The organism is Pseudoalteromonas sp. OF7H-1 (genome assembly GCF_022347825.1).
GTDB lineage: Bacteria > Pseudomonadota > Gammaproteobacteria > Enterobacterales > Alteromonadaceae > Pseudoalteromonas > Pseudoalteromonas maricaloris.
In genome coordinates, this window is the sequence record NZ_JAKRFX010000017.1 from 69,031 (window position 1) to 94,710 (window position 25,680).

22 protein-coding genes are annotated in these 25,680 nt (G+C 43.3%); 10 read left to right on the top strand and 12 right to left on the bottom strand.

Features of this window, described 5'->3' with window-relative positions; all coding sequences use genetic code 11:
• Window positions 1-17 precede the first annotated feature (17 nt).
• Window positions 18-551 (bottom strand): dihydrofolate reductase family protein, encoded by a 534-nt coding sequence (locus tag MHN30_RS18610; protein WP_239360699.1) that lies wholly within the window; start codon window positions 549-551, stop codon window positions 18-20.
• A gap of 86 nt (window positions 552-637) precedes the next feature.
• On the opposite strand from MHN30_RS18610, the gene MHN30_RS18615 reads away from it, so the two are divergent.
• Complete coding sequence (locus MHN30_RS18615; protein ID WP_239360701.1) at window positions 638-1,195, top strand: helix-turn-helix domain-containing protein; 558 nt, start codon at window positions 638-640, stop codon at window positions 1,193-1,195.
• A 59-nt stretch (window positions 1,196-1,254) separates the two neighbouring features.
• Here MHN30_RS18615 and MHN30_RS18620 read toward each other — a convergent pair whose 3' ends face one another.
• Window positions 1,255-2,049 carry a helix-turn-helix domain-containing protein gene (locus tag MHN30_RS18620; RefSeq protein ID WP_239360703.1) on the bottom strand — a complete coding sequence of 265 codons (795 nt, stop codon included), beginning with the start codon at window positions 2,047-2,049 and terminating at the stop codon, window positions 1,255-1,257.
• Window positions 2,050-2,193: 144 nt separating this feature from the next.
• On the opposite strand from MHN30_RS18620, the gene MHN30_RS18625 reads away from it, so the two are divergent.
• Window positions 2,194-2,574 carry a DUF3224 domain-containing protein gene (locus MHN30_RS18625; protein ID WP_239360705.1) on the top strand — a complete coding sequence of 127 codons (381 nt, stop codon included), beginning with the start codon at window positions 2,194-2,196 and terminating at the stop codon, window positions 2,572-2,574.
• A gap of 19 nt (window positions 2,575-2,593) precedes the next feature.
• On the opposite strand, the gene MHN30_RS18630 is transcribed toward MHN30_RS18625, so the two are convergent.
• The 3 genes from MHN30_RS18630 to MHN30_RS18640 all read right to left on the bottom strand — a co-directional run bounded on the left by MHN30_RS18630 (window position 2,594) and on the right by MHN30_RS18640 (window position 6,577).
• Entirely contained in the window at window positions 2,594-3,211 is a 618-nt protein-coding gene (locus tag MHN30_RS18630; RefSeq protein WP_239360707.1) for an HAD family hydrolase, read from the bottom strand.
• A gap of 161 nt (window positions 3,212-3,372) precedes the next feature.
• Window positions 3,373-5,874 (bottom strand): FtsX-like permease family protein, encoded by a 2,502-nt coding sequence (locus MHN30_RS18635; RefSeq protein ID WP_239360709.1) that lies wholly within the window; start codon window positions 5,872-5,874, stop codon window positions 3,373-3,375.
• Window positions 5,864-6,577: an ABC transporter ATP-binding protein gene (locus MHN30_RS18640; protein ID WP_010376092.1), complete on the bottom strand. Its 714-nt coding sequence runs from the start codon at window positions 6,575-6,577 to the stop codon at window positions 5,864-5,866. Before MHN30_RS18640 ends, MHN30_RS18635 begins: the two co-directional genes overlap by 11 nt.
• Between MHN30_RS18640 and MHN30_RS18645 the strand changes: the two genes are divergently transcribed.
• Window positions 6,576-7,196 (top strand): arylesterase, encoded by a 621-nt coding sequence (locus MHN30_RS18645; protein WP_130127488.1) that lies wholly within the window; start codon window positions 6,576-6,578, stop codon window positions 7,194-7,196. The two genes, MHN30_RS18640 and MHN30_RS18645, sit on opposite strands and share 2 nt — an antisense overlap.
• A 68-nt stretch (window positions 7,197-7,264) precedes the next feature.
• Here MHN30_RS18645 and MHN30_RS18650 read toward each other — a convergent pair whose 3' ends face one another.
• From MHN30_RS18650 to MHN30_RS18675, 6 genes are all read right to left on the bottom strand, one after another.
• Entirely contained in the window at window positions 7,265-8,005 is a 741-nt protein-coding gene (locus MHN30_RS18650) for a reprolysin-like metallopeptidase (protein ID WP_039495419.1), read from the bottom strand.
• Window positions 8,006-8,020: 15 nt separating this feature from the next.
• The gene (locus tag MHN30_RS18655; protein ID WP_239360711.1) at window positions 8,021-8,722 is read right to left on the bottom strand and encodes a hypothetical protein; all 702 of its coding nucleotides are present in this window, start codon (window positions 8,720-8,722) and stop codon (window positions 8,021-8,023) included.
• Window positions 8,723-9,056: 334 nt separating this feature from the next.
• Window positions 9,057-9,650: a 1-acyl-sn-glycerol-3-phosphate acyltransferase gene (locus MHN30_RS18660; protein ID WP_338139175.1), complete on the bottom strand. Its 594-nt coding sequence runs from the start codon at window positions 9,648-9,650 to the stop codon at window positions 9,057-9,059.
• Between the two features lie 238 nt (window positions 9,651-9,888).
• Complete coding sequence (locus MHN30_RS18665) at window positions 9,889-10,776, bottom strand: hypothetical protein (RefSeq protein WP_045988636.1); 888 nt, start codon at window positions 10,774-10,776, stop codon at window positions 9,889-9,891.
• 112 nt (window positions 10,777-10,888) lie between these two features.
• Window positions 10,889-11,377 (bottom strand): DUF6702 family protein, encoded by a 489-nt coding sequence (locus tag MHN30_RS18670; protein ID WP_239360714.1) that lies wholly within the window; start codon window positions 11,375-11,377, stop codon window positions 10,889-10,891.
• On the bottom strand, window positions 11,377-13,800 hold the full coding sequence (locus MHN30_RS18675; RefSeq protein WP_239360716.1) for a M1 family metallopeptidase: 2,424 nt from the start codon (window positions 13,798-13,800) through the stop codon (window positions 11,377-11,379). Before MHN30_RS18675 ends, MHN30_RS18670 begins: the two co-directional genes overlap by 1 nt.
• A 460-nt stretch (window positions 13,801-14,260) precedes the next feature.
• Here MHN30_RS18675 and MHN30_RS18680 point away from each other — a divergent pair, with 460 nt between their 5' ends.
• The 4 genes from MHN30_RS18680 to MHN30_RS18695 all read left to right on the top strand — a co-directional run bounded on the left by MHN30_RS18680 (window position 14,261) and on the right by MHN30_RS18695 (window position 20,121).
• Complete coding sequence (locus tag MHN30_RS18680) at window positions 14,261-14,500, top strand: hypothetical protein (RefSeq protein WP_010376069.1); 240 nt, start codon at window positions 14,261-14,263, stop codon at window positions 14,498-14,500.
• A gap of 81 nt (window positions 14,501-14,581) precedes the next feature.
• Window positions 14,582-15,781 carry an exonuclease subunit SbcD gene (sbcD, locus tag MHN30_RS18685; protein WP_239360718.1) on the top strand — a complete coding sequence of 400 codons (1,200 nt, stop codon included), beginning with the start codon at window positions 14,582-14,584 and terminating at the stop codon, window positions 15,779-15,781.
• 4 nt (window positions 15,782-15,785) lie between these two features.
• Complete coding sequence (locus tag MHN30_RS18690) at window positions 15,786-19,445, top strand: AAA family ATPase (RefSeq protein WP_239360719.1); 3,660 nt, start codon at window positions 15,786-15,788, stop codon at window positions 19,443-19,445.
• A 10-nt stretch (window positions 19,446-19,455) separates the two neighbouring features.
• Window positions 19,456-20,121, top strand: coding sequence for a class I SAM-dependent methyltransferase (locus MHN30_RS18695; RefSeq protein WP_069021006.1), 666 nt, complete (start codon window positions 19,456-19,458; stop codon window positions 20,119-20,121).
• Between the two features lie 302 nt (window positions 20,122-20,423).
• Here MHN30_RS18695 and MHN30_RS18700 read toward each other — a convergent pair whose 3' ends face one another.
• The gene (locus tag MHN30_RS18700; protein WP_239360746.1) at window positions 20,424-20,966 is read right to left on the bottom strand and encodes a hypothetical protein; all 543 of its coding nucleotides are present in this window, start codon (window positions 20,964-20,966) and stop codon (window positions 20,424-20,426) included.
• Between the two features lie 173 nt (window positions 20,967-21,139).
• Here MHN30_RS18700 and MHN30_RS18705 point away from each other — a divergent pair, with 173 nt between their 5' ends.
• The 3 genes from MHN30_RS18705 (at window position 21,140) to MHN30_RS18715 (ending at window position 25,514) form a co-directional block, all read left to right on the top strand.
• Window positions 21,140-21,676 (top strand): lipocalin family protein, encoded by a 537-nt coding sequence (locus tag MHN30_RS18705; protein WP_130165629.1) that lies wholly within the window; start codon window positions 21,140-21,142, stop codon window positions 21,674-21,676.
• A 196-nt stretch (window positions 21,677-21,872) separates the two neighbouring features.
• Window positions 21,873-23,792: an alkaline phosphatase PhoX gene (locus MHN30_RS18710; RefSeq protein WP_239360720.1), complete on the top strand. Its 1,920-nt coding sequence runs from the start codon at window positions 21,873-21,875 to the stop codon at window positions 23,790-23,792.
• Window positions 23,793-23,858: 66 nt separating this feature from the next.
• Entirely contained in the window at window positions 23,859-25,514 is a 1,656-nt protein-coding gene (locus MHN30_RS18715; protein WP_239360721.1) for a hypothetical protein, read from the top strand.
• Window positions 25,515-25,680 lie beyond the last annotated feature (166 nt).

The window sequence follows — 25,680 nt, forward strand, 5'->3', positions numbered from 1 at the left end:
TAAGCGCCTTCTTAGGGTTATCTTTGGCGTACGTAGTAATTTTTTACCACGCAATCTAAATATCTCACAGCATTCACGTGTTTGAATTTAAGCGGTTCGTTTAATTTTCCGAATAAAGGTGTTCCACCACCTAAAATAGTTGGAATGGTCGTGATAATTAGTTCATCAATGAGATCTTGTTGTAGAAAGCTTTGTATGGTTTTTCCGCCATCAATGTAAAGGTTTTTAAAGCTCTGCTGAGCCAGTTGTTCGACGATATCTGTCAGTTCACCTTGCACAAGCGATACCTTATCTGCAAAGGCCTTTGGTACCTCTTTAAGCGTATTACTTAATACAAAAACAGGTTTATTGTATGGCCATTCGCAATCAAATCCTTGGATTGTCTCAAAGGTATTACGCCCCATGATGATGGCATCTACGCGGGCCATAAAATCTGCGAACCCCAAGTCTGAACCTTCAAGGTTGGGTAATTCGTGTAGCCAGTCTAAGCGGTTATTTTTATCCGCGATAAAGCCGTCTAGGCTTGCCCCAATATAGACGATGTTTGCCATTTTATACTCCAATTGAACCCTAAACCATTTCAAGATAAAATAAATTCTACGGTGTAGAATTTATTTTATCTTAGCGAGAGTAAACAATGAGTGTCAAGGATAAGAAGCGTGGCCGACCGTTAGCGGAAGGTGAAGCACTAAGTCAGGAGCTGATCATACAAGCAGCAAAATTGCAGATGAAGGAAAGTAGAAAAGTGCCTAGTATTCGAGCGTTGGCGAGCAGCCTAAATGTCGATGCGATGGCAATTTATCACTACTTTAAAAACAAACAGGCTTTGCTCGAAGCTTTGACCTGCTCTTTAGTCGATGAAATCTATGAACCTAGCTGCGATGAACAGTGGCACACAGAGCTACAAAAGCTCAGTGCAAGTTATTTACAGTTACTCGACGACTATACAGGGTTGTTAACAGTGCTGCTGTCAATGGACTCAGTAGGTCCAGCTCAAGTATTTCAAACTCGATTTGAAGAAGTGACTCAAACGCTTGAATTACAGGGACAGGCACAACAAGATGCGATTTGCTTACTGGTTGATTATTTACATGGGGTAGCACTCGCTATGGAGTGTAACCCAGATAGAGAAGCGTTAAATGTCTCGATGACAAGCGGTGCAATTGCACTAATTTGTAAAGCGATTGAGGCTTAAGTGTCATTGCGTTGTGGCGTTGTAAAGGGGCATTACAACACATAGAGGCGAAGTACCTGTTAGGGGCGCTTGAGATAACGGTTTGGAGTGGTGCCGATTATTTCTTTAAAATCTCTTATAAGGTGGGACTGATCGGTATAGTTCAACTGAGCAACAATATCTGCCATTGTAGTCACATTGGACTCAAGCAGTGCAAGTGCTTGGTGCAGGCGATACTTTCGAATTAGCCATTTAGGACTAAAACCTATGTAGTGTTGGCAAAGCCTTTGTATTTTTCGTATTGGCATGTCGCATTGTTTAGCAAGTTGCTCAACCGAAAAAATATCGCTGTGATCTCGCAAAGTGTCGAGAATATCTTCAGCCATAGCAGCACCTGTGCTTTGAGGGAGTGTAAACGACATTAAAAATTGCGATAGCACTTTTACCCGCTCTGCATCATCACTTGCCATGGTTAATGAAGAAACCAGCGGACTCGATGGCACATCGCAAAGATGCTGCAAAGAAAAGGTTTTATCGACACATGTCAAAGGAGTGATATTAAATAGCTCCACTAGGGCACCGACCCTAAATTTAACCCCCAAGAGCTGCCCTTTTCCACGCATTGTGTAATCGTATACTTTGCTTACAGGGCCAATAATTTTTAACTCATCGGTACTTTGCAGCAAATGAAAGTTGGGATCTGGTAAGTTTCGTTGTGTATGGGTTTTATTATCCGGCAAACACCAGTCGACAAACCAAAATTGCTCGACAAGACCCTTTAACTCTGTACATGGAAAATACCGTCTAAGCTGGTAATTTGGCGCGCTTTGTTGTTGGTGAAGTACGCCGTTAATTTGACTATGGTTAGATTTCATCACTGCCTTGTTATGGATAGAGCTCTTCGTTTGTTGTCGTGTTTTTACAATACCAATTTGAAATCGCGTGCTAGATTTAAAATAAGCTGCATGAAACTGCAGAGCAAGGTCAAACTCTTCCACTATAAAATTAAGGGATAAACGATGCAACTAACAGGTGTGTACGAAATTAACAATTGGCAAGAAACCACAGAAAAACAATTTGATGATGGTGCTAAACTCTCAAAAGCCGTGGTGAGCCTCAGTTATGAAGGCGAAATTGAAGGCAGTAGCGAAGTTTATTATCAGCTTCACTATACCGAAGAAGGAGATGTTGAGTTTAATGGCTTTGAAGCAGTAACCGGGTGCTTTTCTGGGCAACAAGGTAAGGTTGTATTGATGCACGATGGTCGTTTTAAGCATGGTAGAGCACATAGTAATTTTACGGTGGTACAGAGCGATGTTGACGCGATTGCAGTGGGTGACAAAGGATCATTTGAGTCAACTGAAGGGAAAAAGGCAAACTACCAAATAACACATAACTGATAGCTTCAATGTCGTTACGCTAGGCTAAGTAACGGTGTCTTCTCGTGTCTAGCGTATACAGCGCATCAACTAACTCTGCAAAGTGACTAATAACGACATCTGCTTGATCCGCGTAATGAGGTTTATCATTGGGAGCAAACAAACATGACGGCATGTTGGCGTTATGTGCCGCCTCTATATCATAGAGATAATCACCAACATATACACATTGATAAGATGGCACTTGCCACGTTTGTGCAACTTGCAGCAGCGCGGCTGGGTCTGGCTTGGCTGGCGCATCGTCCCTCGTTAAAATCAATGGGATTGGCAATCCCGCTGTTTTAAGCTTCAATCGCGCCGCTTTTGCAAAATTTCTGGTCACAACGGCAAGCGGCACACCCATTCTCGAAAGGTGCGCAATGGACTCCTTTACCCCAGGAATAACTTCACAGTGCTGTGCGTCACATAATTCATGTTGGTGGACGATGTTCATGGCCTCTTCACGCATATAAGGTGAAGGCAATCCACTGATAAAACTGAGTAAGTCTTGCCCTACCGGACAGCCAATTTGTGCCCGAATAAGTGAGAAATCGAGTTCAGATGTCACTAACGTGCCATCTAGGTCAAAAATGATGCCTTTAACCGGTATCCTATCCATTTTCAATATCCTTTGGTTTCGCATGTGTACTGCGTAGCCCTACTTAAAGGTAGGTACGTAATTGAAGTTTGTAAAGATCAAGACGATAGAGTTTTACTTTTGCGGGATGAGTGGCTCACCAAAGGTGAACAGTGAGCCACTTTTTAGGCTTTTCGAGTATATTAGGCGAGTTTGCGTAGTAGCCCTTGTGTGTTCTGTTTCATGGTGTTCGCTACCATAAAGTAACCGATCACAGCAACGAACGTTGCGCCTGTTGCAGGCCCTAAAAGCCAAATATAGGGGTGCAAGCGGCCATCTACATCGAATGTTTGGACTTGGATCACCAAAAGTGCAATGTCACTGACCACGGCAGCTACCAGCCCTGCCAATCCGCCAAGTAATAAAAACTCATAAAGCGTGGCGAGCTTTATCAAACGACCTTTGGCACCGAGTGTGCGTAAGATAACGATTTCCTGCATGCGCTCGGCTAGGCTCGCCTGAACCTGAGAAATGAGCACCAATGAGCCGCTGATGAGCACGATACTCAGTACGAAGCTAATCGCCAGTGAGACTTGAGAAATCATCGACTGTGCCTGTTTGAGCTGGCTCTGAATGTCGATCATGCTAATTGTCGGGTACGCTTTCAAAAACTGACTAATCACCTTAGTGTCGGTGGTTTCAAGCTTGGCGGCAGTAAAGTAAGTCACAGGGAATTGGCCCGCGATTTTATCGTTAAATATCATCACAAAGTTAGGCTTCAGTGAGCCCCAATTGACGCTACGTAAACTCGTCACTTTGGCTTCAATTGTTTGACTGTTGATTAGGAAGCTAAGCGTGTCACCCACTTTTATCCCTACCCGATCGGCAAGCCCTTGAGCAACGGAAACTTGAAGCGCATCAGAATCATCGAACCACTCGCCATCGACCACTTCATTGCCCGCTGGCAATTCATCTAACCAAGTCAGATTGAGTTCTCGCCCTACCCCATCACGTGCATCTTCGTCTTTTTCTTCACCTTCTTGTAGCGAGACCCGGCGCGCAAACTCTTCACCATTTAGCGCATTTACACGGCCCAAAAAGACCGGATAAAAATGCTCATGTTTAATGCCACTTTCATCGAGTTTACGTTGCATTGGCTGAATTTCTTGCTCCGTGATATTGATAAAAAACGCATTGGGCGCATCTTCTGGAACTTGCATCTGCCAATCCGAGATCATGTCATTTTTCAGCACCACTAAAAACAACATTAATTTGATGGCAAGGGCAAAGCTAATAAGCTGTACTGCATTTGCATTGGCACGCTTTTGCAGTGTAGCAATAGCTAAAGACCAACTTGAGCCCGGACTCAACCCTAGCTTTCTACCCGCTGAAAATAATAGTCTTGAGATCACGTATAGCACAGCCATCAGTAGCAAGGTTGCACCGAATAAAATCGCGGTGATCTTAATGTCGCGACTAAATAACCACATTAACCCAAAGATAGTCAAAACTGAGAGTGCCATATGAATTCGACTAATCGCGATGGTATCTCCAAGGTTGCGTCTTAGGACGCGCAGCGGCGGGATATCAAACAAATCTAATAGTGGTTTCAGTGAAAACATCATGGCGCAAACTACACCCACGGCAATGCTCAGCAGCCAAGGCCTAAGCCCAGCTTCAGGCAAGGCTGTATCCATAAAGTTAATTAGGTAAGCAGCTCCAACATTTTGCAGCCCGTAACCGATAGCTAGACCAACCACAACGGAGAAAAAAGTCACTAAAGAAAGGTGTAATAGATAAATACGGCGGATGGTTTTGCGGCTACCACCGAGTGTTTTCATCATGGCGACAGGATCATATTGGCGCTCACAATAGCGCTTTGCAGAAACCGCCATCGCTACGGCAGCAAGCATGATCCCAAATAGTCCAGCAAGGAGTAAAAAGCTCTCCGAGCGAGCTAAATTTTCACCCAAAGGTGATTGCCTGTCTTTTATCCCCTGCCAAGATTGGTTGCTCTTGAGTTGCGGCTTAAGCCAAGTGTAGTACTCTCCCAGCTGCTGCTCTGAGCCCGAAAATAATAGGCGGTAGAAGACTCTGCTCCCGGGTTGAATGGCTTTTGTCACCGCAATATCATCATAATTAATGAGGACGCGTTTGTTCCCCGCCAGCGAGAAGAAAGGGGCATCAGGCTCGCTAATGAGCACCTTACTCACGGTAAACTGCCCGGCCCCTATTTCCACCTCGTCACCAATTTTAAGGCCAAGGGAGTAAAATAAGCCTTCGCTGAGCCATATATTGCCCTTTTTCGGGGCGGCTTTTATTTGGTAATTCTCGCCATCAAGACTATCTCTTAAAGTCAGCTTGCCTCTAAGTGGATATGTGTCTGTTACGGCTTTTAGCGAGCCAAGTATTAACTCATCGTTAGCGAATAACATAGAGTCAAAATACACTTGTTTGGCGGTATTTAAGCCAAACTCTTGCGCCTTGGTTAGTACTCGGTCGTCGAAATCATGGTTGCTCGAAAGCCGCCTGTCAGCAGCAATAAAGTCTGCGGATTTTTGTTCTAAATTCAAACGGATCCGCTCGGTAATGGAAGACAAGCTAAACACCGTCAATACTGCAAGCGCAATTGCAGCTAGAATGATAGTGAGCTCGCCTCGTCTAAATTCCCTAGAGAATAAAGTAAGTGCTAACTTAAACCACATTAACGGCCGCTCCTTGTTTTATTACCTCGAGTTTCCCAGCTTCAATATGAATAATGCGATCACACTGTTGAGCGAGTTGCTCATCATGGGTAACAAGCACCAAAGTGGTGCCATTCTCTTTGTTTAGGTCAAACAGCAAACGCTCGATAAGATGGCCGTTTTTACTGTCTAAATTAGCCGATGGTTCGTCAGCAAAGAGGATTTTAGGTTTACCGACAAAGGCTCTGGCGATGGCCACCCGTTGCTGTTCACCACCCGAAAGTTGTGAGGGGTAGTGTGTTAAGCGATGCGACAAGCCAACCTTTTCTAATAGCTCTGTCGCTTGATTTTTTGCACCTTTGTCCCCAGCTAATTCAGCAGGAAGCATTACATTTTCAAGCGCTGTTAAGCTTTGCACTAGCATAAATGACTGAAATACGAAGCCGACTTTTTCTGCTCGCAGTTGAGCTCGAGCTTCTTCATCCATTTTTTGTAATGATTCGCCATCTAAATGAACTTCTCCTTTGGATGCGATATCTAAGCCGGCAAGCAAACTAAGTAAGGTTGACTTACCAGAGCCTGAAGCGCCAACGATAGCCACGGACTCACCTGACTTGACAGTGAAATCGATATCACTAAGGATAGTGAGATTACCTTCGACGGTAGAGACCTGTTTAGTAAGGCCTTTTACTTGGATCATATTTAACTGAGAAAGCACTGACATGAAGTACTATTTCCTAAAGTTGTTGTTCATACTTGTTATTGTAATGACGCCGTTAAGCGCAAATGCCAAGCAAAAACTCATGATAGTTGGTGATAGCTTAAGCGCCGCTTATGGCCTGAAACAAGATGATGGTTGGGTTAAATTGTTACAAAATAAATACGAAACAGAACAAAATCCGATCGAAATTATCAATGTTAGCGTTAGCGGTCAAACAACAGGTAATGCTGTGGCAAAAATAAATCAGCAATTGAAAACGATTTCGCCTACTCATGTATTAATCGAGTTGGGTGGTAATGATGGCTTGCGCGGTTTCCCTGTAAAAAGGTTAAAGGCAAATCTCACACAGCTGGTGCAATCTAGTCAACAAGCAGGCGCCAACGTTGCCGTAATGGAAATCCAAATACCTCCTAACTTAGGTCCACGTTATACCAGTATGTTTACCGAGAGCTACCAACAAGTGACAGAGCAAACCGGTAGCTATCTAATGCCCTACTTTATGTTAGAAGTGGCGGACAAACCGGAGTTAATGCAAAACGATAACCTACACCCAAACAAAGAAGCACAACCTCTAATCCGCGACTTTATGTATCAAGAAATAAATCAATGGCTGGCAAAGTAAGCACGAAAAAAACCCGCTAAGAGCGCGGGTTTGGGTGTGTTTTAGTTTGAAATTTGAACGTAAAGCGATTACTTGAAGTTTGCGATGCTCGTTTTAGTCGCATCTACCGTTTTCCAAGCATATGATTGACCAACTACACCATAAGGCACACCGCCAAGAGACCAGTTCGGGTTAGCGAAGTAGTCGTACTGTGTTGCATTACCAAAGACATGTGGATAAGCCATGATACTGGCGAAGTTGTCTTGTACGCCGTGGCCCATGCCATCAACGTATACACCACCACTGGTGTCACCTTGTTTGCGTGAATGCGCTAGACCTTGGTTGTGACCAAGCTCATGAACAAATGTTGTTGCACCACAATCGATACCTGTAATGCTGAACATACGGTTGCTCATGCTTGAATATAGGTTGCCATTACTACCTTGACCTACCCAAGCTAGACCACATGTGATGTAGTTACCATTGCGCTCACCCGTACCAAGTACTGCAACCATATCTGCACGCCAAGTATTACGTAGGTTAGCTACATAGCTGCTGTTAGTCACAGAATCTAACCAAGCACTCGTTGGTGTGATGTTGTAGTTACCTAAGTTTTGCGTACCTGCAAGGCGTAGTTGCAGATCGATACCGTTCTGGCTGTAAACTTGGTTTGTAAACGCAATCAACTGATTGATTTTAGTATTAATGTTTGATGTAGCAGCCGCAGACTGATCAGTATAAAGAATGCCGATATCAACGGTGACTGCTGATGCGCTTGCAGATAGAGCGAGTGCTGTTGCCAGCGATGCTGCCTTTACTGTTGTATTCATTGTTTTTCCTTTCTTTTAGTTAACGTTACTTTTAGGTTGAAAAATATCTTCCTTTACAGAAACTGAGTTATGTTCTGTTTCGTCATGACTATCATGCGGATGCAGCTCTTCTTCTTTGTGAGAGCGATATAAGTCTCGCTTGGCTGCGATCCAGCCAAATTGGTTTTTAGATTCGAATACATAGTTGCCGCTTGGCGCGGTGAGTTGACCATATACGGCGTCTTTGCCTACCGTCAAAACGGTGGTATGGAAACGACCATCAGCACCAGTGACCTTACCAAAGACGCTTTTATCGCCGTTTTCTGCTAAGGATATGCCGGTCACTTCTGCTACAAATGACTCTTGTGTTTGCGGAATAAGCAATTCAAAGTTATCGCCGCCTTCTAATTTTCTGAGTGTAGGTAAGTCAAACTCAATATAAGCTTCATTGTTTAAGTCTTGTGGTAAAACCTTTGCGGCTGACAGCACGGCTTGTGCTTTATTCGAGACCTTATTCACCGCATAAAAGTCGCTACTTTTTTGTATTGGCGCTGTTGTGGTGATGGCTTGCTTAGAACCTTGTTCAAGCGTGTCAAGCTCTAGTGTCGCCTTCGACTCATCTTCTGTGTTGTTCGAAACTTGAATTACATTTGCATGTGAAAGTTGAGCTTCAGGCATAATTTTCCAAAAAGCAATTCCAATAAAACCAACAAGTAATGCAACAATGAGCAATCGCATAATCCACCACGAATACGTTAATAAGTGGTGAAATACTATTCATTTTGAGGGTTTGTGATCAACTTTAAATTTACCAAGCGTTTTCATTTGTATTCATTAAAATTAAATATCTTCATGATATATATGTATAAATCTCATTAACAAATCTTTACAATGTGGTGTGGTTTAATGTGTTATGCAGTGGGGTTGTCAAACTAATGTAACTAAAGTGTGTTCTTTGAAAGTAATTGATTAGATTAACTTTATTTTTTCAATTAGTGGCATTATTTATCTGTTAGTCTCTATCTAGTTGATTTGTATATTTAAAGTTTTCTGCTTTAGTTGACGCTTTTATTCATAATCCTGATGCGTGTTCAGGGTATTTTGCCATTTGTTTTGAAAACTGTTGTTTGACTTGGTGAAGTAACTGATCTGGAGTGAGCTCTGTAGTATTGTTAATCGCCGGCATAACAACAAAAGTTTTACTACGGTAGTCTATTGCCATAGGCACAATGGGGACTTCGGCGGATTGTGCGATGTAGATAAAACCTTTTTTCCATTCTGAGGTGTATTTACGAGTCCCTTCTGGGGCTAAGCCCAAAATTAATTTGTCGTTGGCATTGAAGATATCGCGAACCTGCGTGACCATACCATGAGGTGTATCTCGCCTAACCGGAATACCGCCCCATTTGCGTAACAGCCAGCCAAATGGTGGGATAAAAATGGTGTGTTTGCCTAAAAAACGAATTTCAACATCAAGTGCAAGCTTGACAGCAATGCCAATAAAGAAATCCCAGTTTGATGTATGCGGCGCGACGGCTGCTACGAATTTGTCTTCACTTGGGAAAGTGCCAGCTATCCTCCATCCCATCATCTTAAGCATCAAGTTTCCAAGCTTTCGACCAATAGGGCTGTTCGAGCGTGGGATATTAGGTGGAATATTGATCAAGGTAATGGCCTTCTTTGTTTTTATTATTTATTGGTGGTGAATTTATTTTAGTAGACAACTTTAGGTAGCCAGCGCTGGTGTACGATACCATCGTGTAAAATTAACTACTGACTAGACAGAGAAATCAACAAAAGCATGATTGAACTAATGTCGATCCCTTACTGCTGTATCCCAGCCCCAGATTAATTAACCAAAGCCGATAATTCAAGTTTCAATAGCTTGTCGCTCTGAGTTAGGTTTAGTTGGGTGAAATGCACTGGTGGATAGGTTGCCAAGTATATTTGGGGTTAAACAGGGTATCCCTTGTGTGGCCACTCAAGTTTGGGTTTTGCAGTTTCAATGCTTTTCTCTCTTCAAATTTAGCTTTTGCAATGGCTTCACGAGTAATTGGGTGATTGAAAAACAGTTTATCAAACGAGCCGTCTTCTATTGCTTTGTTGAGGCCATAGGTAAGGCGCTCCTTGAGTCGACGATTGTTTTTATTAACGAAAAAATACATGGCGGCGGGATAACAAAACGCGAACTTGGACTCTACCACTGCACTATTCATACTTTGTAACTCCGTCCATGGTTCGTGAAGCGCACGAGGAAAGAGCTCAAAGCGCTTTTCTTCTAGCATTTTAGGTAATAGAGCTGCCATGCTAGTAACCACAACAAAGCCATTTTTTTCGTAGATTGAGGTATCAGGCCAATCGATACCACTGCCAAGCGTGAAGCTCATTAATTGGGCGGGTGAGTTAAGTAGGGAGAGTCTTTCCTCGGTATCTTTATGGATAAGAAATAAACGCGCTCCCATCATCCCTTTTAATAACGGCACATATACCGTCGCTAAACTTTTTTCCCTTTGGATTGACGTCATGCTCCAGTGAACATCTAAAAGTTTCCCTTGCTCCAAAATTTCTAAGGTGCGTCCTTGGGGGGTGTGATCGAAAGAGTTTTCAATGAGTTGGTAAGCGCCGTATTTATCGCGGCTCTTATTTAAAGCCAGTCTTAACAACGCGATGTAGTAGTCTTGTTTGGGATCGGCAAATTCTTTAGAGATGTTATAGCGCACAAGATCGCTTGCACAGACGCTATATGACGTTAGTAATATGAAGGTTAAAACCAGCTTTATTGAGGCTATCATTCCTTTTCCTCGTCGCGCGTTCACAATGTATGCTTTAACTTTAGCGCAGAACATGAGTTGATAAAGTAAAAAAGACACCGAAGTGCCTTTTTACTTTAGCGAGTTAGATAACCTAAAACGTGACGCTTAGCCAATCATCATTGCCATCAAAGTGCAGCGACCTGACTTTTCCTTTGCCTTCAAAGTTTACCAAATTGACTTGTTCTGACCACACATCTCTAAGTGCATTATGGCGCATTTTAAGCTCTGTTATTGGTGAGAAAAGCGGGGTTTCTTGATATACCCAAAAGAATTGGCCATCGATTTCCGCACCAACCAAATTTAAAGGCAGCACTTTCCCTGCGCCTGTTTTTATTTCAACACGCTTACTGACATAATCCGCAAACCTTGCTCTATCAGCAGCATTGTTGAAGATGTCGGCATTGTGACTCAGCAGGCTCTCTATCGCATGTTCAGTATCATGGAGATAAAATCTGTGCATGATTTCGATATTGCCACTGCGTTCGTTAAATAACACGGTGGTGATCGCTGCTTTTAATTGGTGCGCCTGGCAAAGCGGCGAAATCAGCACCAGTAAACAGGCTAAGCGCCAGGTTTTCATTAATTATCCTTTTTCTCTTCAAGTGGTTTTAGCTCGGCTTTTACGTCTTGCATAATATCGCGATACACTTTACCTTCACGCTCTTTCTTTTTATAGAGTTCTAGGCGAGATTCTATAATGCGCCTTGGGTAATGGTTATTCTCGATATCAACGTCAGCAGTTTCCCATCGCGGATCAACGGTCACGGACGCAAGCGGTTTATCTTTATCCGTAATAATTAGCTTGCTGACGTTACGGGCATTGCGGCGCCAAATCTCAGCAGGGATAGTCCGCTCTTCTTTGCTACCATCTTGGTACGTGAGTTCAAGTAAGATTGGCATCACAAGTCCGCCGACATTACTAAACTTAAGCACGTAATAGTTTTTGTCTTCTTTTACCGCGCGTTCAAGGGTACGTTTTTCCCAAGGTTTAAGCTCAGATAAAAACTCACGATACTCATTTCGTTCTTCATTGGTTACCGTAAACTGGTCATTACTATCGTAAAAGTCTGTTATGTCTTGGTTTTTATCAATCCAAAGTGCGCGCCCTTGTTCTTGATTGCGTTTGACGAATAACGAGATTGGTTTGTTCTTTTCAAACTCACGTAGGCGGCCAAAGTCGATATCTGGGTTTTTGGTGTCTAACCGCAATTGATAGATTTTATCTAATGAGATATCGACATGATCAGTGCTGTAAAACCAGCCACGCCAGAACCAATCTAAATCGACCCCTGAAGCTTCCTCCATCGTTCTAAAGAAATCTGCTGGCGTTGGGCGTTTATATTTCCAGCGTAAGGCATATTCTTTAAATGCAAAATCGAATAGCTCACGGCCTAAAATCACCTCGCGCAGAATGTTAAGAGCCGCAGCTGGCTTAGTGTAGGCATTTGGACCGAGATGCAATACGCTGTCTGATTGCGTCATGATTGGAGACTGATCTTCAGATTTCATGTAGGCAGCAACATCTCTTGGCTCAACGCCCCAAGGAATGGTGGGATCCCATTCGCGGCCAGCAACGCCATCTAAAAAGCTATTGAGGCCCTCATCCATCCATGTCCACTGGCGCTCGTCTGAGTTGACTATCATGGGGAAGTAGATGTGCCCGACCTCATGAATGACAACGCCGATTAAAAAACGTTTCTCGGCCAGTGAATAAGTACGAGAGCCATCATCTTGCAATTTCGTACGCGGACCATTGAAAGTGATCATCGGATATTCCATCCCACCGACAGGACCATTTACCGACTGCGCGGTTGGATAGGGGTAATCAAACGAGAAGCGTGAATAGACTTCCATGGTATGAATAACGGCTTCGGTGGAGTATTTTTTCCACAAGTCCCCCCCCTCTTTGGGGAAAAATGACATGGCCATCACGAGAGGTTGCTCGTCACCACCTTGCTGATAGCCTTTAGCATCCCACATAAATTTACGTGATGAAGCCCACGCAAAATCGCGCACATTCTTGGCCTTAAAGCGCCACGTTTTGGTGTCATCGGTGCCGGCTTTTTCGTTTTCAAGCGCTTCTTCTTCAGTAACGACAAATACTGGGCGTTTTGCTGTTTTTGCTTGCGCTAGTCTGTCACGCTGGGTTTTGCTCAGAACTTGCTTTGGGTTATCTAACTCACCGGTTGCAGAAACGATATGATCGGCCGGCACCGTGATTTCAACGTCGTAGTCACCAAATTCGAGCGTGAACTCACCACTGCCAAGAAACGCCTTATTGGTCCAAGCTTCATAATCTGTATACGCCGTTAGACGAGGGAACCATTGCGCGAGCAAAAAGATGTCATTACCATCTTTTTCAAAGTGCTCATAACCCGAACGTGCGCCAACCGCATCTTCTTCAACAATATTAAAGGCGAAGTCCATGCTAAATTGCAGATCTTTACCTGATTTGAGCGGTTCGTTTAGGTCAACACGCATCATGGTATCAACAATCGTGACCTTGAGCGGTTTACCGCGACCATCCTTGACATTATTGATGACAAAACCAAGCTCAGTGTCATCCATAAACTGCTGGCGTCTGAGTTGATTTAGTGAAATTTTTGCATGTTTTGTAACCGGATTACTCTGTAATTCGTTCCCAAAAGTTGCAGTGCGTTCAGCGATTGAATCGTTTTTGAAGATATTTTGGTCTAATTGTAGCCATAAATATTTGAGGGTGTGAGGAGAGTTATTTTTGTAATGTATGGTCTGCGTAGCGGTTAATCTTTTGGCTTTCTCGTCCAAGTTGACATCAATATCATAATCCACCTTTTGTTGCCAATAACGCTCTCCGGGCTCACCGGCTGCGCTGCGGTAGATATTTGGGGTAGGTAAGGCTTCATCTAATTGGCGAAACTTATCTTCAAAGTGCCCTTTGGTTTGTGAAATAGCGCTGGCGTGTGCGACACCGGAGAGCGCGAGTGCAACCAATAAAGGCATAGCTGGTGTTGATTTTTTCATTGTTATTTCCCGTTTTATCATGCCAAGGCATTGACCGATAAACATTTTTATTTCAGTTTTTTGCTCTGAGTGAGTAGAGGGGATTTACATGGTGACAAAGGAAGACAAATAAAACCTTCTACGTGTCAATAAACTGACAAATAAAAACACATAAATCAAAGTTTTGAGATAAAGTAACAAGATTTGGACACGACTGAAATGAGACTGTTTTGAATGTTTTTTAATCTGTTGTTTTTGATAGAAAAAATACAGTGGTCTAAAAAATTAATTTGTATGCCAAAAAGGTATTTTGCTGGGTTATTGTGTACATTTTATAAATAAATAAAGAAAACAAAATTAGTTGTTGATATTGACCCAAGTTTGTCTTTAAAATCGCGCACTTTACAATCTCTGGGTAAAACTGGCGTTAGTTTTGCTCTGTACTAAATACCCGTTTAGCGAATCGAATGTGGTGGGCAGTATGGATTTCTACATACTAAAAAAACAAGAGAAGTTTGTTGCAATTCCTGCAGACGAACAAAACTGTAAAGATTATTTAGATGACGGCTATTTTTATGTTGATAAAGTAGCTGCCTGTAACGAGAAATCGGCGATTAAACGCGTGCAAGATAAGCATAGTCGTGTTTTCAAGTTACCTGCTAAATTCTTTTTACTGGCATTACCTATAATCATTTTTGCTTGGTGGCAGTTGACTCACTAAGCTGTTGAAGCGTCAATATTCACAAGACGAATATTGCTCGACGATGCTATATTAGCGTTTCTATAGGAAAAGGAACGCTAAATGAAGGTTTTACACACGTCTGATTGGCACTTAGGGCAATCGTTTTACGAGCATGATCGCAGTGAAGAGCATCAGCTGTTTTTAGACTGGCTATGCGATGCGCTGGTGGAACAGCAAGTCGATGTACTGTTGATCAGCGGTGATATTTTTCATACCGCAACACCGCCCGCCAGTGCTGAAAAGCAACTGTATACCTTTATCCAAAAAGCATCTCAACTTTGCCCTCAGCTGCACATTATTCTGATTGCTGGCAACCACGATTCCGCTAATCGCATTGAAACCGCAAAACCACTCTTAACCTTATTCAACACCCATGTTATTGGACGCTTTAACAAACAAGCACCTGAACAAGTTGTTATCGATTTACCTATCGCAGCGCAGCATATGCATGTTGTGGCAATGCCATTTTTGCGCAGTGCTGATTTACCAAAACCGCTAGATGACGAGTTTGACTATCAAACCGGGGTACAATTAGCTTATCAGCATGCGCTAAGCACGATAGAAGAAGTGAAAGGTCCTATTGTGCTAATGGGGCATCTGCACGCCAAGGGGGGAACGATTTCAGAAGATTCTGAGCGTAATCTCAACATTGGCGGTTTTGATGCGGTATCTGCGGGCGTGTTTGGCGAGCAGTTTGACTATGTTGCGCTAGGTCATTTACATAAAGCGCAAACCGTCGCTAAACAAAGTGCTATCAGATACTGCGGCACACCTTTGCCAATGTCATTTTCCGAACGCAATTATAAGCATCAGGTATTGCTCGCTGAATTTAACGAGCAAGGTCTGGTCGATGTAAACCCCCTTTACGTTCCCCGTTTTAAAGATGTGTTATATATCCCTGAAGATGGTGCAAAGCGCTTGACTGAATTATGCGAAGCTATCGCGGCGCAGGATTTTAGCAAGTTCGATAGCGCTCCCTATATTCGCTTAAAATTATCTGCAGCAGAAACCAATAGCCGCTTTCGAGCCGAGATTGATGAAGCGCTAAAAGGAAAGGATATAAAATTTTGTGGTATTGAGCGGGTGTCTAAAGGCGCAGCTGCCAGTGAGTGGTTGTTTGAAGATTTGGGTAAAGTTGAATCCTTATCGCCCAATACCTTGTTGGATATTGCCTATCGCGAAATTGAACCTGAGCAGGAAAAAGCACCAACGACATTGCATGAAAAGTTAGCAGAAGTGATCGCGAGCATGGAGGAGTAGGGCGATGAAACTTGAAAAAATATTAATCACCAACCTTGCCTCTATAGAAAGTGCAGAAGTCGACTTTACTGCGGCACCACTCAAAGACACAGGTCTTTATGCCATTACTGGTGATACAGGGGCGGGAAAAAGCACTTTACTGGATGCGGTTTGTCTTGCATTTTATGGCAAAACCGCACGGTTAAAATCGGACGACAAAGAGAAAGTTGCCTTTAATGGCGATAATATTAAGTTAAACGACCCGCGAAACCTATTGCGTCGGGGTTGTGTTGCGGCATCTGCTAGCGTGGTTTTTATTGCTCAAGATAGCAAACGTTATCAAGCTATTTGGTCAGTAGAGCGCGCTAGAAAAAGCCCTAAAGGTAATTTGAAAACCGCCACTATTGAGTTGTTCAGCCTACCTGATATGACCCTAGTCTGTGAGAAGAAAAAAGAAACAGAACAAAAAATCGAACAGCTAGTCGGGCTTAACTTTGAACAGTTTACTCGAGCCGTGCTGCTTGCTCAGCATGAATTCTCCGCGTTTTTGAAGGCTGGGGGAGATGAACGGGCTCAGTTACTAGAATGTCTTACGGGTACCGAAAAGTTCAGCAATATCGGTAAAGCGGTTTTTGAAGCGCACAAACAAAAGAAAGTCGAGCTGCAATCCCTGCAAGATAGGCTAGGTCAAATTGTGCTTTTGTCACCAGAGCAGCTTACCGAGCTTGAAGCACAAAAGTTGGGATTGCTTGATACAAGAAATCGACAACAAGAAACAAGCACAAAGCTGCAAGCTCAGCTGCAATGGCTCGCGGATGTCGAGCTAAGAAAGCAAAAAATAGCTGAGGTGGAGCACACGCTAAAAACGCTTGAGCAGCAAATAGAAGAGGGAAAGCCACAGCAGGAATATGCGCAGCAAGTCTTAAAAGCCAATGAGATGCGTGATAACCGTGAGCAGCATGAGCTGGCGGATAAACGCGTTGCGCAGCTATCTCAAGAGCAGCTAGCACTGCAGCAACAAGATTTTGCATCCACTATTGCAACGCTAAAAGCAAAACAGCAGCAACTTGAACAGCAGCTTATTACGCAGCAAGCCAATTTTGTAAAGTTAGAACCAAGCTTTAATACCATTCGTCTATTGGATGAAAAGCTGAGCCTACACAAAGCGCAAGAACGAGAAACTAAGCCCTATCTCGACAAGCACGCCAATCTTATTGCGCAACATGAAGCTGCGATACAGAAGTATCAAGTGCAACAAGGCGAGATCGCTACTGAATTACAGCAGCTAGAGCATGAGCAAGCGAACTTGCACTCAGTTAGCAATATTGCCGGGCAATGGAGCGTGGTTCAGCCTCAATTTGATGATCTGCAAAAGTACCAACAACAACGCAACGATCATGAAACCCAGTTGCAAAAATTACCGAACGAACAGCAAGCGCTAGGTATACAATTGAGCAAACATGAGGCTGAGGTACAGCACCTACAAAAGGTTTACGATACCGAAGCCAGCGCGCTCTCAGCGTTAAAAGAAGCACTCGCACCTTTGACTCAACAAGACCTAAATTTGGCATTGCAGAACTGGTCTCTATGCGTGCAAGCCTATCGTAGTATCGAAGAAGGGGATGCCTTGCTGCATCAGTTACGAGCACAACAAACGCAACATCATATTGGCTTGGAAAGGCTTGAGATACTGATCCGAGATACCAAGCAGCAAGACGAGTTGTCTAAGCAGCGCCTTGCCTTAACTCGTGATAACTTGGAGCAAGTGCAGTTACGCGCAAGTGAGCGGATCAGCGATTTACGTTCTCAACTGCGGGCAGGGCAAGAATGCATGGTGTGTGGCTCAAAAGAACATCCTTATGGTGTGGAGCACATCGATGCCCACTGGGAACAGCTACTATCGGATTTTCGGTCTCAGTATCAAGCTGCTGAGCAAGCTCGTGAACAAGTGTTGCAGCGTTATAATCAACAAGTCGGTGAAAAGGAGCGTGAGAATGCGCTATGGCAGTCAGTCACTCAGGAAATTGCTCACTGCACTAAGCAAATAAACGAGAATCGCGCTCGACTAGATGCATTGAGCGATGAGTATAAAGTTGGCAGCGCTGAGCAAGCTGAATTGCAACTCGTGAGTATTCAGTCACGGCTAAATGAACTATCAAAGTTACGCAATAATATCGACCGCCAGTGGCAATCGGTTCAGCAGGCACAACAACACCTCGAGCAGGCTAAACATAAAGGACAGGCACTTCAGCAGCAGCACCATGATTTAGGTAATCATATTACCTTTTTGCGAACTGAATATGAGCAGCTATCACAGACAGCAGACGCCTTACGCAATCGACTTGAAGCGTTAATTTCCGATAAGTCGTGGTGGCAAAACTTTGATTCATCTCCTCAAGCTGCCATTAGCCAACTTAAAACGGGGGTGCAAACTTGGCTAAAAACCACCGAGCGTACAGATGCGTTAACGGCGAATAAAGTTCAGCTTGAGCATAAATTACATCTTGTCAGTCAACAAAAACAAGACGAGGCGCAGCGGCTTGAAGAATTAGAACATACGCTTTTACAACATCAGCAGAATATTGAACGCCTCTATCGCGAACGTGCTGAATACTTACCACAGCAGCACACCAGATTGGATGATTGGATTGCAGAGCTGAAGCAGCAAGAACAGCAAAGCCGAGAGCAGATCACACAAACCCAGTTGGCGCTGAGCCAAACCGAAGCACAACGTGAAAAGACTCAGCACAGCCTGACGCAGCTAGAAAAGCAAATTGCCGAGCAAACATCGCGGTTGCAGCAACTTGATGCGCGCTTTGAACAATGGCTGCTCGACCAGCAAGGGCAGCTAAACAAAGTAAAAGTATTAGCGTTACTTGAGGTTTCGTTGGATGAAGCTCGAGCGAATTTAGAAAAGTGTGCGCAAGTTCAGCAAGCCTTTCAAAACACTAAGCTGCAGCTTAGTCATCAGCGTGAAGAACTCAGCCAACTTGAAAGTAAGTATCCTGATGGGGTTGATAGTGAACACGTTAAGCAAAGTCATGCCGAGACGACGCAAGCACTTGAGCAAACTCAAAATCAGTTGCTACAAGTGCAAAGTGCATTAGAGGTTGATGCTCAGAATAAACAACAATTCTCTTTGCAAGCGGCAAATCTCGCTCAGTTGCAACAAGACTACGAACAATGGCATTTGCTAGACAAGTTATTAGGCGACGCAACAGGCAAAAAGTTGCGTAATTGGGCGCAAACACAAACGTTAAAAATCTTATTGCAGTATGCTAACCAGCAATTGCATACGCTTTCTAGACGTTATCTGCTTACCAATATTGAGCAATCTTTGGAAATTGCAGTTATAGATAAAGATATGGCTGACGAACAACGTAGCGTCAACACCTTATCTGGAGGAGAGTCCTTCTTGGTATCTTTATCTTTAGCACTTGGACTTGCCGCGCTTTCATCAAATAAAGTGCAAATACATTCATTATTCATTGATGAAGGGTTTGGTACGTTAGACCCCGAGACGCTAGGTGTCGCAATTGATGCACTAGACGCGTTGCAATCACAAGGCCGCAAGGTTGGAGTGATCTCGCATGTTGCTCAGATGAGCGAGCGGATCGCCACCCGTATCCATGTGAATAAACAGCCGGGAGGCTACTCATCTTTAAATTTAGTACCACAAACATAAGGAAATTTGGATGCCGACTTTTACGGGCGAAGAAGCCCAAAACTACGACTCTAGGATCACAAAACTGGTGCCAGGTTATGCGTTAATTCACCAACTTACCGGGGCGCAACTGTTAGCACTTTACCCAGATAGCGCAACCATTTTGGTTGTGGGTGCAGGGACAGGCAAAGAAATTGTAGAGCTTGCTCAGCTAAACCCGAGTTGGCGGTTTATAGCGCAAGATGTATCTGCTGATATGTTGGCAATTGCAGATCAGCATTTTACTAAGTTAGGCCTACAGGAGCGTGTGCAGATCCATCATGGCGCGATTTCACCACAGGCCTACCAAGCGGATGCAGTACTATGCTTGCTGGTAATGCACTTTGTAAAAGATAACGGCGATAAAGCAAGCTTGTTTAAACAAATGAGTGAACAGCTAAAGTCGGATGGACGTCTTTTTATTGCCGACTTAGAAAAACCTGCGACAAGTTTTGAACGTGAAGCGCAGTTAATCGTTTGCAAACAACTTGGCCTGACTGATGTTGGCGAGCAGCGCATGAGGGTGAATTTAGAGCATGAGTTTTATCCCGTGGATAAAATGCGCCTTGCTGAACTGCTAGACACCGCAGGTTTTGGCATTGCTAAACCTTTCTTTAAAGCCCTTGGATTTGCAGGCTTTGTGGTAGATAAACAGTAGTTTTTATCTAAATAACCTGAGCTTCGGATAAATAAGCCAGACCATATTCGGGTGTGGCTTTTCCTTTCTTACTTTTTCAAAGTAGCTTGTATTAAGTTAGTAAAATAGTGATCTATACCAAGTCAATTGCTGCTCTGCCACTGACGTCACCGCGTTCTATCTAAACCTCACGTCATTTACTTCTAAAAAGTTAGTAAAACTCTGATCTCAATGACTATGATACGGAAGGTAGATCAGTATTTTACTTAGTAAAAATTTGATCTCTTCACAAATTGGCATACAGTTTAGTTGCCGCCTAATATCTAACCTTGTCTTATTGTTTCCACTAACTTATTGATTTTTATATTACTAAGTTGGCGATAATCCAAAAATGGCGAAATAATAAGACGCAAGTTATAGTCAACGGCGAACTCATCATCCAGCCAAATTAGATTGTTAGTAAAAACCTGATCTCTGAGTAATGATTTCGCGTAGGTGCGTCCTGCAATAATATGCCAATCGTATGTTTTTGCTGAAAAATCAGGCGTTGAGAAGAGCAGGGCTTCTTGACTTGAAGCTTGAAGTAATGCGCTATCACGATATGACTGCCAAGTTGAATAGTTAGTAATATCGTGATCTGACAGTCTTGCAGCAAATAAAAACTTGGCAAAAACATTGAAGATTTTCCGCCAACCATTGCCACAATGCGCATTAATATGTTCGATCTCCCCACTCGCTAACGCACTGACTTGTATTAAATTATTATAAGGTTCTATGCGTGGTGGATGTTCAATATAAAACGCAATTTTACCCGTTGCTACACCCAAACCATGAGTTAGTATTTTTTTGCTCTGTGCTGTATTCATCATACTTTGCTGCGATCTATTCATTTACACGTAAGTTTAAAATAAATAAGGTGAAATTGGCATGGTAAGGGTTTGAATTAAATTTTGCTTTTACTAGGTAAAAATCGAACCTATCGTTAATCTTAGTGCTTGGTTACTACGTATGACATCAAGATGGAATATGGAGAACTTATATGAAAGTACCACAGTTATTTTTTACGGTGATTTTAGTGCTTGTAATTTCAGCATGCACAGGGCTACCTGAGGGCATTAAACCAGTTAAAGACTTTAATGTTGAGCGCTATACGGGCACTTGGTATGAAATCGCGCGATTAGATCATTCATTTGAAAGGGGAATGCAGAACGTCACGGCAACGTATAGCCAAAATCCTGATGGTTCAATTAAAGTCGTAAATAAGGGATATGTAACAGAGGAAGGAGAGTGGAAAGAAGCGGTTGGCAAAGCTAAGTTTGTTGCAAATGATGAAATAGCGCATTTGAAAGTGTCATTTTTTGGTCCATTTTATGGCAGTTATGTGGTATTCGAGTTAGATGAAGATTACCAGTATGCATTTGTTACCAGCTACAACCGTGATTACCTTTGGTTGCTTTCTAGAGCACCTAAAGTGCCCGATACCGTAATGAATCAGTTTAAAACCATGTCAGAACAATATGGTTTTAACACCAATGAACTTATCTATATGAGACACGAACCCGTTCAAAAAGAATAGTGTAAACCCCCTTTACATTAAAGTTCCTTTTATCGGTATTTAAACTTACTAACAGAAGGGAGGCTGTATGTGAGTTGAGCCTAAGTGTCTTATTCCTGTAGGAAATGGTTAATAAATCATTCAGTCAACTGTAACAGGAACACTTCACACTGTTGCACGCTTTACAAAAAATAATACTTAGGAACTGGAGTAACTCATGAAGCGTGTAGCATATTCTCTTATTGCAGCGGCAGTTGCAATGGCACTTACAGCCTGTGATGGTGACGATGGAGCACAAGGTCCTGCGGGTCCTCAAGGTGAGCAGGGCACTGCTGGCCAAGATGGTGCAAACGGTACTCATGGCTCAAATGGTACAAACGGCACAAATGGACAAAATGGTACTGACGGCCAGGACGGTCAAAATGGACAAGACGGCCAAAATGGTCGCGATGGTAGTTACAGCGTACCAGGCCTTGTTCGCATCGCAACCGTCCCTGCTGGTGCTGAAGTAACTGGTCTATTTCTTTCTGAAGGGGGTGACTTGTTCTTCAATGTTCAGCACCCAAATGATACCAACACAGCTACTGATAAGTTCAATAGCAAGCCATTCAATACGGGTACTGTTGGTGTACTAACCGGTGTGAACTTTAATAATTTACCTGCAAATATCCCAAGCGCGCCAGTTCCTGCTTCGACCATGGAACAACAAACCGTGATTTCTGCAATTGGTCAATATCAAATTCTAGGCCAAACAGGTGATACATTCGCAAACCTTGGCACTAAGGGGTTAGCAGGTGGTTTGGGTGTACATTACAGCATCTCAACTGGTGAAGAAATCATTAAAAATGATAACCCTGATTTCAATGGTTATATTCCAGTCGATGCAAACACAGGTTACCTATTCACAAACTGGGAAGCGTACCCTGGTGGTGTCAGTCGTTTGAAAATGAGTAAAGCGACAACGGGTAAATGGTCAATCGAAGAAGCCATGATGGTAGACTTTGACGGTGTTAAAGGCACTGCTGCTAACTGCTTTGGTTCAGTATCACCTTGGGGCACACCGCTGACTTCGGAAGAATGGATTGTCTGGTCTGAAGTTGATTCAACACAAGATCCACAGTGGAATAACCCTGCTGAAACAGGTAATGACACAATGGAAGCGTTAATGGCACCTGATTTCCCTAACCCTTATCGCTACGGTTACATTGCAGAAATCAAAAATCCTACAACCGAAACACCTGATGTTGTAAAACACTTTACAATTGGCCGTTATGAGCATGAAAACTCAGTTGTAATGCCTGATCGTCGTACTGTCTATTCATCACAAGATGATACCGGTGGCGTACTATTTAAATTTGTTGCAGATCAACCAGAAGACTTAAGTGCAGGTACCCTATACGCAGCAAAGCTAACTCAAGATGCAGGCCTTACCGATCCGGCTGTAACTGGCTTTGACATTAGCTGGGTTGAGCTTGGTAGCGGCAGTAATGCACAGATTGAAACTTGGGTGGCCGAATACGACGGCATCAATGAGACTGACTATGTTGAAGGTCAAACAAGCTATTTGTCTGTTGCTGATGTAAAAGCGTGGGCAGAAGGCGCTGCAACTTATCCAACTGTTGCAAACGGTGGCGGTAAAGTAACGGCAGGTAAAGCGATGGACAACCGCGCTATCTTCCTTGAGTCTCGTCAGGCTGCACGCCAAAAAGGCGCTACGGCTGAATGGCGTAAACTTGAAGGCTTAAGCATCAACCATAACCGCGTACTTGAGGCAGTAACTGGTCAAGATGTAGTTGTCGGTGAAGTGGTAGATAAAGCCTATATGTATATCGGTATCTCGGATATCGACAACACCATGATTGATGGCGAAGGTGACATGCAGCTTTCTGCGCGTGTTAAAGATTGTGGCGGTGTATACCGTGCACATATCGATAACAACTATAATCTAACTCGTATTGAGCCGGTTGTTATGGGTGCAACTTACCGCTCGTCATTAACTGGCGCTGAGCGTTGTGACGTTAATCAGCTTTCGCAGCCTGATAACGTAATCGTAATGGAAGATGGTCGCATCATCATTGGTGAAGATGGCTTCCAAGAAAACAATACGCTTTGGCTTTATGACCCTAAAGCAAAATAATTAAGCAAGTAGCAGTGCACTGAATGGTGCGCTGCTTTTTTTTAGCAAAATTTTGGAGTCATAAAAATGAAATACGTTAGCCTAACTCTAGTGGCATTGACGAGCGTAGCCTTGTTTGGTTGTAATGATGAACAGACTCAAGGGCTAACCAATACCGCACTTATGTCGGCGCAAACTACAGCACCTTATAAACAGGGTGATGACATTCCTGCGGCCGCATTTATGCAGCACAATGAAGTCTATAACCCTGAATCAGTGATCCCACCTCAGTGTTACACCAAAACGGATGGCGTGAATAACCCTTGCTATGCCTGCCATCAATCATATGATGAAAAAAACCGACCAAACATGATGCGCGATGCCAATTTACAAGGCGCCTATGAGTTTTCCGATCTTGGATTTAAAAACCATTGGAAAAATCTGTTTAAAGATCGTTCTGAGCTTATCAAAGGTATCTCAGATCAAGATATTACTAACTGGGTCAACCAAGATAATTACAGCCCCTTTATCGAAAAACTAAAAAATAACCCCGACTGGAAAGGTGAGATCACCCCGCTTAACAACTTGGCATATCCGGAAAAAGCCTTCGATGAGCTTGGTATAGCAAAAGACGGCAGTGGCTGGGTGGCATTCAATTATAAACCTTTCCCTAGTACTTTCTGGCCAACCAATGGTTCTACTGGGGATGTCATGATCCGCCTTGCTGACGCCTTCAGAGAAAAGGGCGAAACGTATAATCAGGACGTTTACCTTGCCAACTTAAGTTTGGTTGAAATGGCTGTAAAGGGGCTTGACGAAATATCAACGCCAGTGATTTCTGAGCCGCGAATTGGCGTAGATTTAAATGGTGATGGCAAACTCACACAGATCACCAGCATGCTGCGCAGTGAACGTTACCTTGGTGATGCCAATACTATCAAGCTTGCTCATCAGTTATACCCACAAGACACTGAGTTTTTACACACCGTTCGGTATATTGGGGTGGATGATAATGGCCAAGTATTTAATGCGCCAAGAATGAAAGAAGTGCGCTACATGAAAAAGCACAACTTTAAATCCAAGCAGTCACTCGGCGCTGCTTACTACAGAGAAGCGAAAGAAAAGTCATTCGAAAATTACCCACAAACGCTTTATTTGGGCGACCAAGGGATCAATAACAACTTCGGTTGGACGATTAACGGTTATATTGAAGACAAAAATGGTGCTCTTCGTCCGCAACATGAGCAAGAGCTCGCTTTTTGTAATGGTTGTCACAAAACCATTGGTTCAACCTATGACCAAACCTTCTCGTTTGCGCGTAAAGTTGAAGGCAAACTGGGTTGGGGTTATATCAATTTAAAAGAGATGCAAGACGTACCTAACAAAGGCGAAGAGCAGGGGGAGTTCTTGACCTATATGATGCGTGTTGGCGGCGGTGATGAGTTTAGGCAAAACCAAGAGATGCTAATGCGCTGGTTTAACGAAGATGGCACGGTAAACAGCAAAAAAGTGCAGTCTGCGAAAAACCTTTATGAATTGATCACACCTTCAAAACCACGTGCGCTGGCACTGAATAAAGCCTACTTGACCATTGTCAAAGAGCAAAGTTACCTATTCGGTCGTGACGCCACTATAGTAAAAGCGCGTAATGTACTTGAACAAGTCGATGATTCTCAACAGCCTCTAGAGCCAGAGCACCGATATGTGTGGGATATGCAGCTGGACTGGAATAAAGCCGAGTAAAGTATATTCAGGGTAGGACACTTCCTGCCCTGAGTTGATAAAGGCGCAAAGATAGGGGACTGGCACTGATAAGAGGTAGTTTCAAATTGAAATTGCACGCTAATCTTTTGATAGCGGATAAGTGCATGTCTTTTCATTATTTCTGAAACTCCAAAAGCAAGTTTCT